Origin of the sequence: Mesobacillus maritimus (assembly GCF_019749255.1) — a bacterium.
GTDB classification, from domain to species: Bacteria; Bacillota; Bacilli; order Bacillales; family Cytobacillaceae; genus Mesobacillus_B; species Mesobacillus_B maritimus_A.
The window spans coordinates 129,780-148,144 of the sequence record NZ_JACWFH010000035.1 but is presented as its reverse complement, the minus strand read 5'-3'; the positions used below and the strand labels follow the sequence as shown (position 1 = coordinate 148,144).

Genomic DNA, 18,365 nt, shown 5'->3' with positions numbered 1-18,365 from the left:
CTGAGCCAGGATCAAACTCTCCAATAAAGAGTATGAGTTAAGCTCATAATAAAAACGTTGGCTCATGTTATTCTATATTAATAGAAGAAACATGATAATTTATTGTTTGTTGACGCTTGTTTGTTTAGTTTTCAAAGAACAATTTGTGCTGATGTTTTTGTCAGCGACAAGGATTAATATTACATCATCTAAATCATTTCGTCAACCTCTTTTTAAAAAAGAAGTTTTAAGAAGTGAATCATTTTCAACCGCTACCGAAGCAGCTAAATTAGAATAACATCTTTCTACTATCAATACAATAGAAATATTTTATAAATATAATATTTTTACCCAAACCACTACTGATTGTTAGTAAACATCCTCCATTCTACTAAGCTATAAGGATTTTTCATAATAAAAGGGAAGGTTCCATCTAAATTGCAGATGGAACCTTCCCCCTATCATTTTAACGAATTTTTATTTCAAACGGTTCTCCTAACATGTTCACAGTAAGCACTAAAGGTTTATCAGATTCTGCAACTGTTTTTGGAACTTGGAAGTACACATGTATCGTTCCTTCTGATAAAGCATCGATACTTGATGCCCCTAGCTTTGTTCCATTTTCTTCTTCTGCTGTACTGGTATTTTGAAACTCATGTTTATCATCGTAAAGTAAAGAGAAATTAATTGCTCCTAAACTATTTCCGAACGAAAGAGAATCCGTTCGATCATTTTGGATAGAACCGTTTAAGTGAAAATAAATTTCCGAATCTGAGTTGATTTGGTTATTTGCCCAAGTGTCTTCAGGATCTGCGTTGGATGCACCAAATTTTGTTGTGAACTCTGCCTTTGTTAGTTTCATGACAATTGAACCATTATCATATTCAAAAACCTTATCTTTATCGAATAGGTTTCCAGAAGATTTAACTTCTTCGTTTTTGTCCGAAGACACCTCAAACACATCAGCCTCTTCTTCTGATTCTGCGTTTCCATCTACCTCTTTTTCTATTTCCACTTCTGAATCTGTACTAGCTTGATTATCAGTACCTGCCTCTTCATTCACTGATTCCTCTGCTTTTGTGGAAACAGGTTTCTCAGATTCCCCACATGCTACTAAAGACACTACCATGACAATAGCAGCAAATAATAAAATGCTTTTTTTCATTATTGTTCCCCCTAGTTATTGAAGCATATAGCCTATCATTCTTTACAATATTCACTTGAGAACTATAGCGGATGTTTGCCAAACACCCAAAAATAGATTAACTATGGTAGTTTATCATAATTAGAATTTTTTTCCTGAAACCTTATCCCTATATTCTAAGAACTAAAGATAGTCCAATATAATCATTTTTTTGTTAAAAAACCCTCTAAAAAAAATAAAAAAAACCTTAACCCCGGAAATATGAGTTAAGGCAATAGCAATCCCTATACTTTTTAATTAAATAGTTTAGCCACTACTCCCACAATGATAACCACAAGCACAGCACCAATTAGTGCAGGAATTAAAGAATAATTTGCAACGATTGGACCCCATGTCCCAAATAAAACCTGTCCAACCCAAGTTCCAATGAAACCTGCAACCATCGCCCCTGCCCAACCTCCAGGCATACTGATAGGCGAAATCTTATCTGCCACGATACCAATGACTAACGCAATAATTGCCGAAATAATAAAGGTAGTAATGCTCATTTACTCACTCCTTTTTAACCAACATATGAAAACTAGTAATGGATGGTGTCATAGTCATGTCAGGAGTCTAACGAAATTTTTCGCATAAAAAAACACAGTCCAAGGACTGTGGTCGAGTACGACTATTAAGGTCTCACTGTTTCCCTTTATCGTGATGATGCTTGTGGTTTCCATACTTGGGAATATAATTATTCTCTTCTAACTTTTTATAATGAGACTCGATGTGCTCAATCAATTTATCTCCCTTTTCTACTGTGAAAACTCCGTATTCCACATACTTTGTTATAATCTCTTTCTTTTTCTCGAAGGCTTCATCGTAGAGCTTTGCAAGTTCATTCTTTTGTTCTTCTGTTAATTTGACCTCTTTTGTTTCCTCTGTCTCTTGATTTTGAGCAGCTGCAGAAGTAAACACTACGCCAAATGATAAAAGAATTAGTGTAGCGATGATACCTAATTTCTTCATTTTATTTCCTCCTTTTCATTGTGGTCATTGGTATTTTTTACAAAAACAACCTAATTATGCATGAAAAGGAGTCGAATGACTGCTCTTACTCTTTCTAGTTTTATTAATAAAGGAATCTCACCTTTATATCCTAGGCTTTGTCCAAAGCTTCGTTAAATCTACATAGCCAAAATGTTTAATCTCAATATTCATAAGATTTATCGAAAATGGGATGTGTCTTTTAACATAATACAACGGAATACATAACGATTCGTTTTTTAGGTATTCTTCTATTTTCAGATGCTGAGCGTTCCACTCCTCAAAAGGGATTTGGTTATAGGCCTCTAATTCTCTATGCAGATGTTCATCGCGTTCAATTAATAGATGTAAAGGAGAAAAGCTGTTTTTCAAAAAGAAAAAATAATAAAAAGTTTGATTCAATTCAAAAATTTCACCATGTATAAACAAGTCGGTGTCTAAATGAATTTGAGGATTATAAATGGCATCGTGAAAGGTCACTTCTTCCATTTCCACTTGGATTCCTGCCTGCTCTAGCTTATCTTTTAACCAATGAGACGTTTCACTTGTATAGTTAACATACCTCATTTTAATTGGGCCCGACATCTTTGGCTTCGGTCGCACCTCCAGCGTATACGACTCCGATAACCCAATTAAGCACCCTTCATGATTTCCCCTTATTCGCGTATTCACCTCTGAAAGCTCATGGCGATGTTGTGCGATGATAGAATGAATAAATTCCCTGACTTCTTTTCGCATCATATCAGATGAGCGATAGGGATTCATGACCACCACACCAAACCCGGAATCACTTTCTACCTCAAAGGTATCAACCTCCCCCGATTCATGTGCCCCTTGATAGACTATCTGAAACTCTCTCGGAACCTGAATAAACTCGACGGTATCAAGTAAGGGTCGGTGTCCAAAATATTGTTTAAAAGCACAGAGAACGGTTTTCTCAGGAGAATCTTCTGCAAGATAGAAACCACCTGTCCCTAGTAATCTACCATTTATTTCTTTAAAAATACTGGCAGTCAATAAGCTTAATAGCTGTAAAACGTATGTACAGCCTGAGGGAAATTCTACCTTTACGATAAGTGGCGCCGGGGATGTAACCATGGTGATAGGCTCCCAAAGTGCTGCGTAATGTTCATCATTTTTCATTCTTAAGAATGAATCAACGACGTCTTCCGCTTTCATAATCGAACCATCGTGAAAAGCGACGTCTTTCCTTAGATATAAGATCAATGAAGTATCGTTGTACTCCCACGTATGAGCAAGCTCAGGTGTAATCGTATTGTCAGCATGTAGTGTAACGACACGATTATAAAGATTGGCAACAAGGTTCGCACTCTGAATGTCGGCTGCATGTTGCGGGTGAACCGTTAAAAACGGATAAAACCTTGGAATCATTAGACGGTCTTGGTCTTCTTGATGAAAGCCGAATTTTGCTTGAAAGGCCATCATTAATCGTTGTTTTGTCTCAACTGACCAGTCTAATAATAAAAGCTTACTCACCTCTTTAATTGCATCATCTCTAAGGTATTGTAGGAAAAGTTGTTCATATTCCTGCTCGACATTTCGTTTCCACTGAATCGTAGACGTATTCCCTCGCCCTCTTCCGGATTGAAAGGATAACCACCCTTCCTCTTGCCATTGCTGTAGTTTTCGCCGTGTTTGCTTCGTGCTGAGCATTAATTGATTAGCGATGTCTTCTAATTTAACACTCCCTGAATCTACATGGTTATAGAGTGACAACAAATAATGATCCATTCTAGGCTCCTTTTAAAAGTGGACATAATTATTTAAAAAGTTCATTTTTAATTACCATAGTCTCCTTTAATATAAAGAAATAGAAAGGGGCTGACAATATGAAGTGGAAAGAATACCCACAAAACATTAAAGTTCGTCTAATTACATCTTTTTTTAATCGAGCTATCTCCAGTGCGGTTATGCCCTTTATGGCCCTGTTTTTTGCACAGCATAAAGGGGCAATATGGGCAGGGATTTTCCTAGGAGTTAACGTCTTTATCGGATTTCTCAGCAATTTAATCGGAGGATACATATCTGACCGTTTTCACCGAAAAACAGTTCTACTTTTCACTTCAACTACTAGTAGCCTAACGTTCGGGTTGATGACCCTCAGCTTACTCCCTGACCAGAAGTTGATTATGTTATTTGCGGTGAGTTATATGATGTTTATGGCATCTAGTAGCCTTGGCCGACCAGCGATGCAGGCAATTATCATCGATTCCACTACAGTTGAAAATCGCAAGGGTGTGTATGCGTTAGATTACTGGCTCGTTAATTTATCGATGGCCATCGGAACCGCGCTTGGGGGTCTATTTTATGTCCATCACCAGTTAGCACTATTTATCATTCTAACCTTAGTTTCTGCTAGTCTACCAATTGTTTATCTAATTTGGCTACAGGATACATCCGTGAAACAATTAGAGAAAACTCATCAAAATATCTTTCTTGATTTAGCGAATAATTACAAAGTTGCTCTTCAAGATAAACCTTTTGTAATGGCCGTTGTCGGCGGGATGTGTATCTACGCTGCCGAATTTTCCCTAAACAGCTATATCGGGGTCCGTTTAGCACAAGAGTTTCGCGCAGTATATGTAGGAGGTTTTGAAATCGCGGGTGTCAGAATGTTGAGTCTATTAAATATTCAAAATATGTTACTGGTTGTGTTATTAACTTTTATTGTCACAAAGATTACCGACAAATTTGATAAGAAGAAAATGCTATTAGTTGGTCTCATTCTATATGGTCTTGGCTACACCATCATCACGTCCGCAAATGTTTGGTATATATTGATTTTATTTAATCTGGTCGCAACCATTGGAGAACTTGTTTACTCCCCTATTGCCAACGCCGAAAAAGCAAACATGATGCCGGATGATAAACGAGGATCATATTCTGCGTTTTCTGGTACAAGCTTTAGCGGAGCTGATCTAATTGCCCGAACCACGATTATTATTGGGGCCTTTCTCGTACCAAGCATGATGAGTGTATATATTGGAGTGATTTTAATGATTGGAACGTTTCTACTTTACGGGGGATTATTTATCTTTCGCACAGGTAAACAACACAGAGAAATCAAAGTCCATAGTACCATGTAGGAAGGTAAGTCAGATGCACCATGAACGATTCATGGTGCATTTTTAATTAAGAATATGACTTTTATTCTTTCTCTACTTCATCTTCCCAAGCAAGCATTCCACCAGTCATGTTTGTTACATCAAACCCTTGTTTCGTTAACAAATCACAAGCCATGCTGCTTCGCCCTCCAGAACGACAAGCGATATAATAGTGCTCCTTTTTATCCAACTCATTCACCCGGTCCGGAAGATCACCTAAACGAATATGACGTGCTCCTGGAATCTTTCCTGCTGCTACCTCATCATCTTCACGAACATCAATAATATTTACCTTCTCACCATTTTTCAATTTTTGTGCTAACTCTTTTGTGGTAATATCCTTCATTTTGATAACCTCCATTAGGTACAGTACGCTTTTATTATCTCAATAAGGTTCCATTTTATTATCTCTAAGAAATAAAAACCTCATCCTAGAGCAAAACAATAGTTTGACTTTACGATTCACATTGAATAGAATATTAATAATTATCAATCAAAAGCAATGAAGAGAAAAAGTAAAATGATATGGTTTTACACAGAGAGCTTCAGTAGCTGAAAAGAAGCAAAAACATTCATTTGAACAATGGTCTCTGAGCTTCGTACTGAACGTACTTCGGTATAAGTAGGATACGACGAGATTTGGCACTCGTTATCCATGTCACAGTATAAGAGTAACATGATTTATCTATTACTCCGTACTTGCTGAGGCAGATGGTGTGAACCATTTGCGAAATAAGGTGGTATCACGTGGAATCTAAACCTCGTCCTTAACTTTTTATAGTTATGGACGAGGTTTTTTTGCTTTTTAATTATTTTTTGGGAGCTGATGATCGATGAGTATTTTTATTGGTGGGGCTTGGCCATACGCGAACGGATCCTTACATCTGGGTCATATTTCAAGCTTGTTACCTGGTGATATTTTAGCTAGATATTACCGTTTAAAAGGTGAAAAGGTGTTATATGTATCAGGCAGTGATTGTAACGGTACCCCGATTACAATTAGAGCGAGACAAGAAGGAGTAGCCCCGCAAGAAATTGCGGACCGTTACCACCAAGAATTTGAATCTAGTTTAAGAAAATTAGGTTTCTCCTATGATATCTATACACGCACAGACACAGCCCATCATCACAAAATCGTCCAAGAGATATTTTTAGAGCTTCTTGAAAAAGGCCTGATTTATAAAAAAGAAATTGAACAATCGTATTGTGAATATGATCAGCAATTTTTACCCGACCGGTACGTTGAAGGCATTTGTCCGAATTGCGGAGCCCATGCGCGTGGAGATCAATGCGATTATTGTTCAACAGTGTTAGAACCACTTGAGTTGCTTGATCGGAAATGTAAGATTTGTGGTCACCAGCCTACAACAAGATTAACGGAACAGTTTTACTTTTCCTTAAGCTCTTTGCAAACGAAATTGGAAAAATACACCGAAGCAGCGGAGAAGAATAAAAATTGGCGAGAAAATGCATTTTCTCTTACTAAACGGTACTTAAAGGAAGGTTTGCTAGATCGAGCTGTGTCAAGAGATTTACCGATTGGAGTAAGTGTTCCAGTGGCTGGATATGAGAAAAAGAAAATTTACGTTTGGATTGAGGCTGTTTCAGGTTATTACACTGCCAGTAAGTTATGGGCGAAAGAAACGAATCAAGACGATTCAACATTCTGGGATTCCTCCACAACATCTTATTATGTCCACGGAAAAGACAACATTCCGTTTCATTCCATTATTTGGCCCGGGATTCTCACTGGTTTAGAAAAAGAGGCATTGCCAACACACATCGTTTCGAACGAATATCTGACTTTAGAAAAGAAAAAATTATCTACAAGTAAAAATTGGGCGGTTTGGGTTCCAGATATTTTAGAAAGATACAACCCAGATTCTATCCGTTATTTCTTAACCATCAACGCGCCAGAAAAAAGAGATGCCGATTTTTCGTGGAAAGAATTTATTTATAGTCACAACAGCGAATTATTGGGTGCGTATGGAAATTTCGTGAATCGGACATTGAAATTTATCCAAAAGTCTTTTGACGGTGAAATCCCAGAAAACGACATTCCTACGACCATTCAAGACAAAGTGAAATCGTTGTACGAGGAAGTTGGTCAATGCATTGAAACAACTTCGTTCAAACTCGGGTTGGAAAAAGTTTTCGAGCATGTTCGGTTTGCAAATAAATACTTCGATGAACAACAGCCTTGGTTACAGATAAAAAATGATCTTGAAGCTTGCAAACAAACTCTAGCCTCTTGCGTTTATCTGATTGCCAATTTAGCTCATGTTCTAATACCGTTCCTCCCTTTTTCTAGCAGCAAGGTTAAAGACATGATTCGAATTGATGAAACCGAATGGAGACCATTTCATGTTCTTTCACAACACTTAACACATGTGGAACCTTTATTTGAACGGATTGATCAAGTGAAAATTGCGGAAGAACGCGAAAGGTTAACTAAACAATTGTTGGATTGAGCCTCACTTAGGAGTACACAACATTCCTCTAGCATATATTGCGCTAGATAAACCAACGCTCAGTGGTTTCACTGAGCGTTTGCTTTTAATAATATAATGTACTATCCCATATACCCTAGCTATCTTTCACACCTTACGCTTTAAAAATATCCGCAACTATATTACTGAATTCCCTTAAATAATGAAGATAATTGTTCCCACCATAGTTATATCTTTTGTTGTACATTTTCGCAACAACCATTTGATATTCCGGAATCACCAATAAAGTTGGACCCGTAACACCCAAGATTTGATAGGAACCTTTAGGCACTCTTTCGCCGATTTCACTTTTTAGCGTCGAGGAATCTTTCACATACCAAAACAAGCCATGTTGCGGGAACTCTTTTTCACCAAAATCCGGACTATGTACTTGGGTAGCTAATTGAATGACTTCCTTTGGAACAATTTGCTTCCCATTCATCACTCCATTATTTAAATGAAGTTCTCCCCAAAGCGCAAACTCCCGAGTAGAAGTATGAAGATTTGAATCGTAACCTGTTGAACTACCTAGTTTAAACAAAGCTGGTTTTTGGGGATCATCCACTACTTTTACTAGTTTTTCAGTAGGTTCTGTAACCCAAGCAGTATGTGTAAAACCTACTGGCAAAAACACTCTTTCCTGGATAATCTCAGGGAAACTTTTATCGTAAAGTTTATGAATAAGTTCTGTCATCATCGTGATGTTCACTCCTCGGTAAGCCCAGCCACTTCCTGGAGCAAATTCCCGATAGATTGTTCCATCCTCTCTTTCATTCAAACCGTGAGAGTGTGTAACCAAATGCCTAATGGTTGTTCCCGCTAGAAGTTCCTTATTAAGAGATTCAAAGTAATCTGTAACCTTATCATCTAAACTCTTTATTTTCCCTTCATATAACGCATAGGCGATTGCCAAACCTAGGTAACTTTTTCTTGCTGACGCTATATTAAACATGCTAGTTTCCGAGACAGGAAGAGAACCTTCTAGATTAGAATGAAAACCGCTATAATGCTCTAATACGATTTTATTATTCTGCATAGCTACAATGGAAGCAGCACTACTATGATTGCGTTCCTTTATCTCTTCTACATACGAAATGAGCTTGTCAGATTCAAGTTTCACTAGACTACGTCCTTTAAAAAAAATTGTATTTTAGTAATTCAAAAAAGAAGCGAGGGGACCCCTCACTTTCATTCTTAATTAAATATTTTCAATTGCTCATAACCCACTTTTCCTGAACTCATTAACGGGACAATCACACATTTCTTCGCCAACTCTGTTTCAACTTTCTCAATCCATTGTTCTTCGGCAACTGCTCTACCTTGCAACACAGGATCTTTCGTATCTGTTACATGTAAACTTTGATTGATAATCCACCATTGAGGGGTAATTTCAGCACGCTCTAAATCGGCTTGAAGGCGACTTGCTTCAAGCACAGGCGTTGCTTCTGCCAAAGTCACAATGACGACACTCGTTTCTAGAGGACTTCGTAACCGCGGCAATAACTTTTGGACACTATTCGGAACCTCTCCCGTGGTCCGTTCCAATTCCTTGTGGTAAGATTGCGCCGCATCTAAAAGAAGCAAGGTATGGCCGGTTGGCGCCGTATCGATGACAACAACCTCTTCTTTCGACTTCTCAACTACTTCAGCGAACGCCCGAAATACAGCAATTTCTTCGGTACATGGTGAATTTAAATCTTCTTCAAGATAAGCAAGACCAGCATCATCGAGCTCTTTCCCTGCAGTAGATAAGACTTCCTGCTTATACACATCAACTTCATGCTTCGGATCAATTCTGCTAATACTTAAAAGAGGATTGCGCTCACTGTTTTTAAACATCAACTCAAGGTGTGCGGCTGGGTCTGTAGTCGTTAAGTGGACTTTATGCCCCTTCTCAACCAACCCTACAGCAATTGCGGACGCCATCGTCGTTTTCCCGACTCCGCCTTTGCCCATAGTAAAAATAACCCTTGTCCCTTTTGTTGATACATCTTTAATAAGATCCTGTAAACCTGGAAGGTTATGATAATTTTTACAATCTGTGGCAGATTTTGCGGATAGCAATGTTTCATAGTTTAAAAGATGACGCAAATTCTCTAAACCTGTTAACGAGTAAGACACATAGGGCAACGAATAGGATTTAACAGGTTTAAGTCCTTCAGGCAACCGTTGGATTGCATCTTGCTGCTTCTCGTAAAATGAAGAGGATACACGTTCATCCGCAATATAGTTTTCCATCAGTCCGTTCACAATTAAAAATTGATTTAGGATGCCAATTCCTCTAAGTTCCTGCGAAGCTCGGTCAGCCTCAAATAACGAAGACTCATCTGGTCTGGCAACTAGAATTAAGCTTGTTTTTTTGCCGTCCGCCAAGGCTTCCATGCTTTCAGCGTAAATCGCCTTTTTCTCTGCAAGACCCGATAGTGGCCCTAAGCAGGAAGCTCCGTGTGTACTTTCTTCTAAAAAGCCACTCCACGCCGTAGGAAGTTGTAATAAACGTAGAGTATGTCCTGTTGGCGCAGTATCAAAGACAATGTGATCATACTGTTCAACGATCGATCTATCCGATAGCAAACCTGTGAACTCATCAAAAGCCGCAATCTCAACCGTACACCCTCCTGATAGTTGCTCCTCCATCGTTGCCACCACCGAATCGGGAAGCTTCCCACGAAATGGGCCTACGACCTTTTCTCGGTAGGCTCTTGCCGCTTCTTCGGGATCTAGATTACACGCATATAAATTTGCGACTGCAGGCACAGATTGAGGCGTATTGCTTAATTCAATTTCCAATACATCCTGCAAGTTGGAGGCTGGATCTGTGCTGACAAGAAGCACCTTTTTCCCTTCATCTGCTAAAGAAACCGCCGTTGCACAAGCTGTTGATGTTTTGCCAACGCCACCCTTTCCTGTAAAAAAGAGAAAAGGGGTGTGAATCACTTTTTGGGGTTCAAAACGTTGAAGCATAGTTTTCACTTCTTTCTATATGGCTGTTTACTAAAATCCTTGAAGATTTGCGTATGAACAGCTAGTATTTGTCTCATTAGTTCCTTCTTTATATAACTCAGAATGAGCTCAAATTAATCGTTATTGCTCTTAAAAGTAGCTAAGTTTGCAAAAAGAGCCTTTTATAATAAGGTAATCGACTTGTTTGCCTTTTTCTCTTTCAACTCTTCTTCAGCAACACCAAACCACTCGGAAAGCTGCTCGTTGGTAGGATATGTCCCCTGCTTTACAACTTCGCCATTCAACAATGTCATCGGCAAGGCGTCAGGACCTTCTTCATGGAGAACTTTGTTTACTACTTCATTTTCCGCGAACTTTGCAGGCTCACTTGCTAGGTTATAACGGATAATGTTACAGCCCTTTTTTTCTAAGAGAAAAACCGCGGACGCCATTCTCGTCAACTCAGGATCTACACTCGGTCCACATACTCCTGTAGGACAACATAATGCTGGATCAAAGACCTCTACTTTATTCATTTATAAAAACCTCCCTTAGTAAACACCAAGAGGGGCAACCCTCTTGTCACTCCTTTACTTGCCAGTTTCTTTAAATGTCTGAATACGCTCACCGATTTCGTCACGAACGCGCTGGAAGAATGCCCACTTTTCTTCTTCGGTTCCTTCTGCTTTAGCTGGGTCATCAAATCCCCAATGATCTCGTTTTACATGTGGTGGAGTGACTGGGCATTTGTCAGCTGCATCTCCACAGAGTGTCACAACAAATTCAGCATGATTTAGGATTTCTGGATCAATCATGTCCGAGGTTTGTTCAGAAATATCGATTCCCACTTCTTTCATCGCTTTTACTGCATTGGGATTCAATCCGTGCGCTTCAATCCCCGCACTTTTTACCTCCCACTCATCACTAAGATGTTTTTTCGCCCAACCTTCAGCCATCTGGCTGCGACAGGAGTTTCCGGTACATAAGAAGTAGATTGTTTTTTTAGACATAGATGATATCTCCTTTAGTAAAATTTTATGAAATAAGCATTAACCATAAATAGAGCCCAACTAACGTGATGAATAACGTGGGAACCGTCAGGATAATTCCTGTTTTAAAATAAGTTCCCCAAGATATCTTAACTCCTTTTAAACTAAGCACATGTAGCCAAAGCAAAGTAGCTAAGGAGCCAATCGGCGTAATCTTTGGACCTAAGTCAGACCCAATCACATTGGCATAGATCAAGGATTCTCTTATAACACCTGTTGTATTAGTATCGGCAATTGCAAGTGCGTCAATCATGACGGTTGGCAAATTGTTCATTATTGAAGATAATATCGCTGCAATAAAGCCCATCCCAAGGGTTGCCGCGAACAGTCCCTGGTCAGCTACCAGCTGAATCACATCCGTTAGAACATTTGTCAAACCCGCATTTCTCAATCCGTAAACAACGACATACATCCCAATTGAGAAGAACACGATTGCCCACGGCGCTCCTTTTATTACTGTCCTCGTATTGACAGCAGGGCTTTTTCTTGCCATGAACAAGAAAAAGATAGCCACAATCCCAGCAATAATCGAAACCGGAACACCTATGAATTCACTAGCAAAATAGCCAATTAACAGCACCGCAAGCACTAGCCAAGATAGGGTAAACATTTTCTTATCGCGAATTGCTTCCACAGGTTTCCTTAAGTGAGCAACATCATACTTCTTCGGTATGCTTTTACGAAAAAATAAATATAAAACCAAAATACTTGCACCAAGCGAGAAGAAGTTTGGAATGATCATTCGGGTAGCAAATTCAACAAACCCAATGCCAAAGAAATCAGCTGATACAATGTTTACGAGGTTGCTGACGATTAGTGGAAGCGAGGTCGTATCCGCAATAAAACCACTCGCGATGATAAAGGGAAAAACCATCTTTTCATCAAATTTCAATGCCCGGACCATTGCTAGAACGATTGGGGTTAAAATAAGTGCAGCACCATCATTGGCAAAAAACGCAGCCACTAGCGCACCAAGAATGGATACGTACACAAACATTTTGATGCCACTTCCGTTTGCAACCCTCGCCATATGTAGGGCTGCCCATTCAAAGAACCCAATTTCATCAAGAATAAGAGAAATAAGAATGATAGCAACGAACGCCAGTGTTGCATTCCAGACAATCCCTGTTACATCGAGGACATCACCAAAATCAACAACACCAACTAGTAAAGCCAGTACCGCTCCTCCACAAGCAGACCAGCCAATTGAAAGGTTTTTTGGCTGCCAAATAACCAAAATGAGCGTGATGATAAAAATAAGTGAAGCTAAAATTGTTTGGGTCAAAAATCACACCTCCATTAATTGCACGAAATACGTAGTCCTTGTTTTTCTAAGGAAATCAATTTTTCCCCTTGATCCGGAATATGCTTAATAACATCCTGAACAAGTTGATAATAGACATTTTCTTGGTTTAGAGAATAAAAAATCCATTGTCCTTTCCGGTTTTCTTTCACTAAACCAGCATCCTTTAACTTTCTTAAATGTTGGCTAATGGCAGGCTGTGACATATTAAAAATCTCAACAAACTCACAAACACAGCAGTCATGTTTGATAAGAAGTCCTAACATCGACAATCTTGTCTTATCTCCCATCAGTTTTAAAATTCCTGCTGTTCCTTCTAAATCCTTTTCCATAAAATAGTTCACCTCCATGCAACATATAAGAAACCAGTTATATAACCAAACCATTATATAATAAAACACTTATATATAGAATTCAACGCTTTCTATCATTTATTTTTTTTCAGAAAAGAGTCATCTTGATGATTTAAGTGAAGGTTTTTACTCATTGGGGATGTTTCAGTGGTTTTTTTCAAAATGCTTACTTAATTTCTTTCATGTTCTAAGTACTTACTTTCGGCTACTATCTACACAGCTCTGAGACTATCTACGATCCCGCGGTTCTTCTCATGGCCATTATTTTGCCTTCCTACTGGATTTTGTCCTTGATCAGGCTTCTCATAGACATTTTCTTCCTTTCCTAGTGGATTTTGTCCTTGATCAGGCTTTTCATGAACATTTTCCTCCTTCTACTGGATACTTTTCACATTGAAGTAAAAAGAGCATAAAAAAAAGACTCTACAAGAGAGTCTTTTGTGTCTTTATTAGGTTAATTAGATTTTTTGAACGTTAGAAGCTTGTGGTCCACGTTGACCTTGTTCTACTTCAAAAGTTACTTTTTGACCTTCATCTAAAGACTTGAAGCCTTCGCTTTGGATAGCTGAGAAGTGAACGAATACATCGTCTCCGCCTTCGCGCTCGATAAATCCGAATCCTTTTTCTGCATTAAACCATTTTACTGTACCTTGTTCCATGTTTGTTTCCTCCTCGTGTGTGTTCCACACATTTTGTTACTATCCTTGCTTACGTCTTCAGGTCGAAAGTTTTTGATCACTTAACATCCTTGTCGAACAAACAAAAATAATTCTTCCTTAGAATAACAGATATTGTATCTTAACGCAAGTTTATCTGGATTAAAGTTTTCTTTTACCAAAATTGTGTGTGGAGATAATCATATTATTACGTTCTAATAGCAAAGTTATACTTCTAAATTATGCTTTTATTAAATACTTTTACAGCTTTGGCGTCTTCTATCCTTTTACGGAATCAAGAACCCATAAGTGAGGCAACAGTACCCCTAACGTTACAACTTTTTTAAGCCTGTCCTTCTTTAATCGAAGCCAACTTGTCCATAAATTCACGGGCTACTTTTTCAACTGAACTGTAATCCCCATTCGAGATTCCTTTTGTTAAAGCACTCCCAATTCCGACAGCAAATGCTCCATTTCCCATCCATTTATCGATATTATCGATGCTTACTCCACCAGATGGCATTAATTGCACATGTGGGATTGGCCCTTTCACATCTTTTATAAAACCAGGTCCTAGTAAGCTTCCAGGGAAAAGCTTTACTACATCCACACCGAAAGTAAGTGCTTGCATAATTTCAGTAACGGAACCACAACCAGGTAAGTATGGGATTGCATAACGGTTACACATGGTTGCAATCGCTCCATCAAAATGAGGACTAACAATGTAACGCGCACCCTTCATAATCGCTATTCTCGCTGTTTCTTCATCCAATACAGTACCTGCGCCGACAATCATATCTGAATCTGCCGTACGAGCTAACTCAGCAATTGCATCCTCCGCACCTGGTGTAGAAAACGTCACTTCAAGAGAGCGAATTCCTCCTTTATAAGCTTGTTTTGAAATTTCAACTGCCTCTTCCTTATTTTCCCCACGAATAACGGCCACCAAATAGCCTTTATGCATTTCAGTTAATGTTTCGTATTTTTGTAACATGCTACACCTCGTTGTATTATATTTTAATTATGCTTTTCAAAACTTTGTTGCTCTAGATCCAAAATGTTCCTACTCATATATAGTTGCCCATACTGTTACAAAGATGGATACGATATATGACTTTTACCTTAACAAAACATTCGCTTAGGTATATATAATCCTATTTTAGAATACAAATAAAATTGCGACAATCTTTTTTCTCTACTAGTTCTACTAAGGAATACCTTTACATGACAATGTAACACTCTCATCCTACCATCAGGATTAAATGGAATTTCTTCAATGACCAGTGGTTTATTGTTGAGCTATAAATTCCACCTTGGAACTAAGTGTTCTTTTGTGAAATTGCCAGCACTTATCCCAAAAAATTTTTATTTACGCAAGAAAAAAACCGCGTAATCTGCGGCTTTTTGATGTTTTATTCTCGCTTTAATAAAAACGAATTAAAGCATTTTTATTTTTCCCATATGGCATGCCCTGATGTATTCTATTGCCCTTTATTATCATCCACTTGTGTGGATTCAACTGGTTGTGGTGGTGGTGATAAACGTTCTAATGCATCTGCGATCCTTTTTAGATTTTTTACCATTTCTTCGGATTGCTGGTCGTTCATACCGTTCACATCCTTTCCAAGCCCATTTCGGGTTGGCTTACTGTAAACATACCATAAAAAAGTTAAATAAAATATGGCAAATGGTGAAAATTGAATCATTTTGCATTCTTTCCCCTGTTACAAGAGATTTTACTTTGTAAACTTTATGGGCAAAGATCACCTGTTTGAAGCCTTACAGGATGCATTGAAAGTAGTATATAGCGGGAGTGGGAGCAAATTAACTATAGTTTGGTGAAGAAAACGATAACTGAATGGATTACTAGTTGAAGGGTGAGCCTCGCCTCCTACCTTCCTCTACTTCACAAAAAAAAAACCGCCCAAGGAAGCCTATTGGCAAATGGACGGACTTGTTAACAATATAAGATTAAAGCATTTGTGAAATTTTCTTTGCCGATGCAATTCCATTTTCAATACAGTCTGGAATGCCTACCCCGTAATATGAACATCCCGCAAGAAGGATCCCTGGGTATTTTGTTGCAAATTTGTTTTCTAGCGCTTCGACACTTTTAGGATGGCCGATTAAATAGTTTGGCATCTGTTCAGACCAATTCGTGACCTCACTAACAATGGGTTCCACGTTTATTCCAAGACTTTTATGAATATCTCCTAAAGCTACCTGAAGTAGTTCTTCGTTATTCATATCCTTTAATTGTGCAAAGGCAGGATGACTACTTTTATAAAAGAGACGCACTAGTAAGTTTCCTGATTTAGAGGTGTGCTCCCATTTTCTGCTTGTCCATGTACAAGCATTACAGGATAGTTCATCAGTATTTGCTGTAATAAACCCAGTGCCATCTGCAGGAAGAATGCTGTCAGGAACGTCGTAACCAACATACACACTGATGAGTGAGCTATTTTTAAATCCCGAAAATCCTTTTTCAAGTTCAGGATCATCTATTAATTTTTCCGCCGCTGTATGCGGAATACTAAGGATAACGTGATCAACCTCTACCGTTTCCCCATTTTGAAGGTCTATTTGGTAATGACTATTGCCTTTTTTGATTTTCGTCACTTTTGTATTCTTTAGAATCTCTACGTCTTCAAGCACTTTTTCAAACGCCTCAATCAACGTACCCAACCCATTTTTAAAAGAAAGAAATTTCCGTTCTCCCCCTTTAAACTTTTGGCGATTGGCTTCCAATCCTTTTATGATGCTGCCATATTGTTCTTTATACTCCACCAAATAAGGAAGCGTTGAGGCAATGGTTAAGTCACTAAGTTTACCCGAATATACCCCAGAAAGCACAGGGGCTATTTGCTTTTCCACCAATTCTTTTCCTAGGAAATGTTCTAAGAACGATCCTACTGAGTCGTTAACGGTAAAGGATTCATTTTTTGTATAAAAATCCTTTAAAGCCGCTACTTTCCCTTCTGCAGATATAAGGGTGCTTTTTGCCAATGACTCAATACTTGCAGGAATCCCAAAAACTGAATCGGCTGGAATTGGTTTCAAATTTCCCTCTGTATAAATAAACGAAATACCTGTTGAGTTATATACGACCTCTTGCTCCAATCCTAATTCATCAATAAATGACATATTTTCAATTTTACGAGCAACCATCGAATCGGCTCCCGCTTCCATCACAAATCCACTTTCATGAACACTGCGAATTTTTCCGCCAAGTTCACTTTCCGCTTCTATTAAGATGAGTCGAATATTTGCTTGATTGCTTTTTTTCCATTTATGTAATTCATACATCGCTGATAAACCGGTAATACCCCCACCGATTACAAGGACTGTTTTCATGTTAACACCTCTAAAATGTTTCTTATTTATCTGGGCTCTTTTCTCAACCTTTGATGCTTTTAATGAGCAAAACGATTAATTCGAGCTCAAACTAAGCTGCATAAAGAAATCACTGTTAAGAAAAGAGCTTGTAAACGACTTAACCCCTAATCATTAGCTGTTCTTACGCTAAAATCGGCTTTAGGATTTTAGCAACAATTTTTACGAAAACAGCCTTTATCTTTAAAGTGTACCATATATCACTTCACGGTATCCTTTGGAGTGTTTATATAAAAAATGGTCCCTGATGGAGCATATACCCAAATCATTATGCAATTCGATACATAATCGTTTCATGAAAAGTCACACTATAAAAAGGTGGTGTTCATCTTGAGAAGAAAAAAAACAATCTTATCCGAGACCTTTTTATTACTTTCTACTGTCATAGCACTAGCGTTGTTACCATTTGCAATTATCAAACGTCCATTAAAAGACTGGATTATCGTTTACTTAGTTAGTATCATTGGGAATTCTTTAACCGATAGATTTCTGGTATCAAGAGGGTATTTAGGGTATAAAATTAGACCTTTTTCAAATCGAGTAAAAATTCATTTACCTTTTGATTATATCCACTATCCTTTATTGCTTCTTTATTACAACCAATGGACATTAAACAGCAAACCAACAGGTATTTTTTTCAAGCTCTTCCCGTTTGTCATCCCTCAAGTGATCGTTGAAACAATTGCTGCAAAAAAGACCAAGTTAATTACATGGAAAAAAGGCTGGTCATGGTACCACTCCGCGATCAGTTTAGGTGTTAAGTTATTACTTTGTCGGAGCATTATCGCGATGATTAGAGTAGCCAATAAAGATAAAATCTCAATGAGTTAAAAGGGACCATGATGTGTTCCTTTTTATTTTATAGCTTATTTCCTATACACAAAGATACGATATCCAGACAA

18 protein-coding genes and 1 other annotated feature are annotated in these 18,365 nt (G+C 38.2%); of the genes, 3 read left to right on the top strand and 15 right to left on the bottom strand.

The genetic code is table 11. The features are described from left to right. Positions 1-445: 445 nt before the first annotated feature. From H0185_RS21675 to H0185_RS21660, 4 genes are all read right to left on the bottom strand, one after another. Complete coding sequence (locus H0185_RS21675) at positions 446-1,144, bottom strand: hypothetical protein (protein WP_221875581.1); 699 nt, start codon at positions 1,142-1,144, stop codon at positions 446-448. 272 nt (positions 1,145-1,416) lie between these two features. Further along, the gene (locus tag H0185_RS21670; protein ID WP_221875580.1) at positions 1,417-1,671 is read right to left on the bottom strand and encodes a GlsB/YeaQ/YmgE family stress response membrane protein; all 255 of its coding nucleotides are present in this window, start codon (positions 1,669-1,671) and stop codon (positions 1,417-1,419) included. Positions 1,672-1,804: 133 nt separating this feature from the next. Next, positions 1,805-2,134 carry a YckD family protein gene (locus tag H0185_RS21665; RefSeq protein WP_221875579.1) on the bottom strand — a complete coding sequence of 110 codons (330 nt, stop codon included), beginning with the start codon at positions 2,132-2,134 and terminating at the stop codon, positions 1,805-1,807. Positions 2,135-2,257: 123 nt separating this feature from the next. After that, the gene (locus H0185_RS21660; protein WP_221875578.1) at positions 2,258-3,904 is read right to left on the bottom strand and encodes an ABC transporter substrate-binding protein; all 1,647 of its coding nucleotides are present in this window, start codon (positions 3,902-3,904) and stop codon (positions 2,258-2,260) included. A 98-nt stretch (positions 3,905-4,002) separates the two neighbouring features. On the opposite strand from H0185_RS21660, the gene H0185_RS21655 reads away from it, so the two are divergent. Then, positions 4,003-5,259: an MDR family MFS transporter gene (locus H0185_RS21655; protein ID WP_221875577.1), complete on the top strand. Its 1,257-nt coding sequence runs from the start codon at positions 4,003-4,005 to the stop codon at positions 5,257-5,259. Positions 5,260-5,320: 61 nt separating this feature from the next. Here the strand turns inward: H0185_RS21655 and H0185_RS21650 are convergent, their stop codons facing one another. Then, on the bottom strand, positions 5,321-5,623 hold the full coding sequence (locus H0185_RS21650; RefSeq protein WP_221875576.1) for a rhodanese-like domain-containing protein: 303 nt from the start codon (positions 5,621-5,623) through the stop codon (positions 5,321-5,323). Positions 5,624-5,770: 147 nt separating this feature from the next. After that, positions 5,771-6,049, top strand: a binding site (T-box leader). A gap of 61 nt (positions 6,050-6,110) precedes the next feature. Between H0185_RS21650 and metG the strand changes: the two genes are divergently transcribed. Further along, on the top strand, positions 6,111-7,748 hold the full coding sequence (metG, locus tag H0185_RS21645) for a methionine--tRNA ligase (RefSeq protein ID WP_221875575.1): 1,638 nt from the start codon (positions 6,111-6,113) through the stop codon (positions 7,746-7,748). A gap of 133 nt (positions 7,749-7,881) precedes the next feature. Here metG and H0185_RS21640 read toward each other — a convergent pair whose 3' ends face one another. The 10 genes from H0185_RS21640 to hemG form a co-directional block, all read right to left on the bottom strand. Then, positions 7,882-8,886 carry a serine hydrolase domain-containing protein gene (locus H0185_RS21640; RefSeq protein WP_221875574.1) on the bottom strand — a complete coding sequence of 335 codons (1,005 nt, stop codon included), beginning with the start codon at positions 8,884-8,886 and terminating at the stop codon, positions 7,882-7,884. Between the two features lie 74 nt (positions 8,887-8,960). Further along, positions 8,961-10,730, bottom strand: a complete 1,770-nt coding sequence (gene arsA / locus H0185_RS21635; RefSeq protein WP_221875573.1) for an arsenical pump-driving ATPase — start codon at positions 10,728-10,730, stop codon at positions 8,961-8,963. A 161-nt stretch (positions 10,731-10,891) separates the two neighbouring features. Then, positions 10,892-11,245, bottom strand: coding sequence for an arsenite efflux transporter metallochaperone ArsD (gene arsD / locus H0185_RS21630; protein WP_221875572.1), 354 nt, complete (start codon positions 11,243-11,245; stop codon positions 10,892-10,894). A gap of 54 nt (positions 11,246-11,299) precedes the next feature. Continuing rightward, entirely contained in the window at positions 11,300-11,719 is a 420-nt protein-coding gene (gene arsC / locus H0185_RS21625; RefSeq protein WP_221875571.1) for an arsenate reductase (thioredoxin), read from the bottom strand. 25 nt (positions 11,720-11,744) lie between these two features. Then, on the bottom strand, positions 11,745-13,043 hold the full coding sequence (locus H0185_RS21620; RefSeq protein ID WP_221875570.1) for an arsenic transporter: 1,299 nt from the start codon (positions 13,041-13,043) through the stop codon (positions 11,745-11,747). A gap of 14 nt (positions 13,044-13,057) precedes the next feature. Next, a complete protein-coding gene (locus tag H0185_RS21615; RefSeq protein ID WP_246629344.1) occupies positions 13,058-13,393 on the bottom strand; it encodes an ArsR/SmtB family transcription factor in 336 nt (111 codons plus the stop codon). A 479-nt stretch (positions 13,394-13,872) separates the two neighbouring features. Continuing rightward, positions 13,873-14,073, bottom strand: a complete 201-nt coding sequence (locus H0185_RS21610; protein ID WP_221875569.1) for a cold-shock protein — start codon at positions 14,071-14,073, stop codon at positions 13,873-13,875. A gap of 340 nt (positions 14,074-14,413) precedes the next feature. Beyond that, on the bottom strand, positions 14,414-15,064 hold the full coding sequence (locus H0185_RS21605) for a bifunctional 2-keto-4-hydroxyglutarate aldolase/2-keto-3-deoxy-6-phosphogluconate aldolase (protein ID WP_221875568.1): 651 nt from the start codon (positions 15,062-15,064) through the stop codon (positions 14,414-14,416). Positions 15,065-15,551: 487 nt separating this feature from the next. Further along, positions 15,552-15,776: a hypothetical protein gene (locus H0185_RS21600; protein ID WP_221875567.1), complete on the bottom strand. Its 225-nt coding sequence runs from the start codon at positions 15,774-15,776 to the stop codon at positions 15,552-15,554. A 265-nt stretch (positions 15,777-16,041) separates the two neighbouring features. Continuing rightward, positions 16,042-17,424 (bottom strand): protoporphyrinogen oxidase, encoded by a 1,383-nt coding sequence (hemG, locus tag H0185_RS21595; RefSeq protein ID WP_221875566.1) that lies wholly within the window; start codon positions 17,422-17,424, stop codon positions 16,042-16,044. A gap of 369 nt (positions 17,425-17,793) precedes the next feature. Here hemG and H0185_RS21590 point away from each other — a divergent pair, with 369 nt between their 5' ends. After that, a complete protein-coding gene (locus H0185_RS21590; protein ID WP_221875565.1) occupies positions 17,794-18,294 on the top strand; it encodes a CBO0543 family protein in 501 nt (166 codons plus the stop codon). The last annotated feature ends 71 nt before the right edge of the window (positions 18,295-18,365 follow it).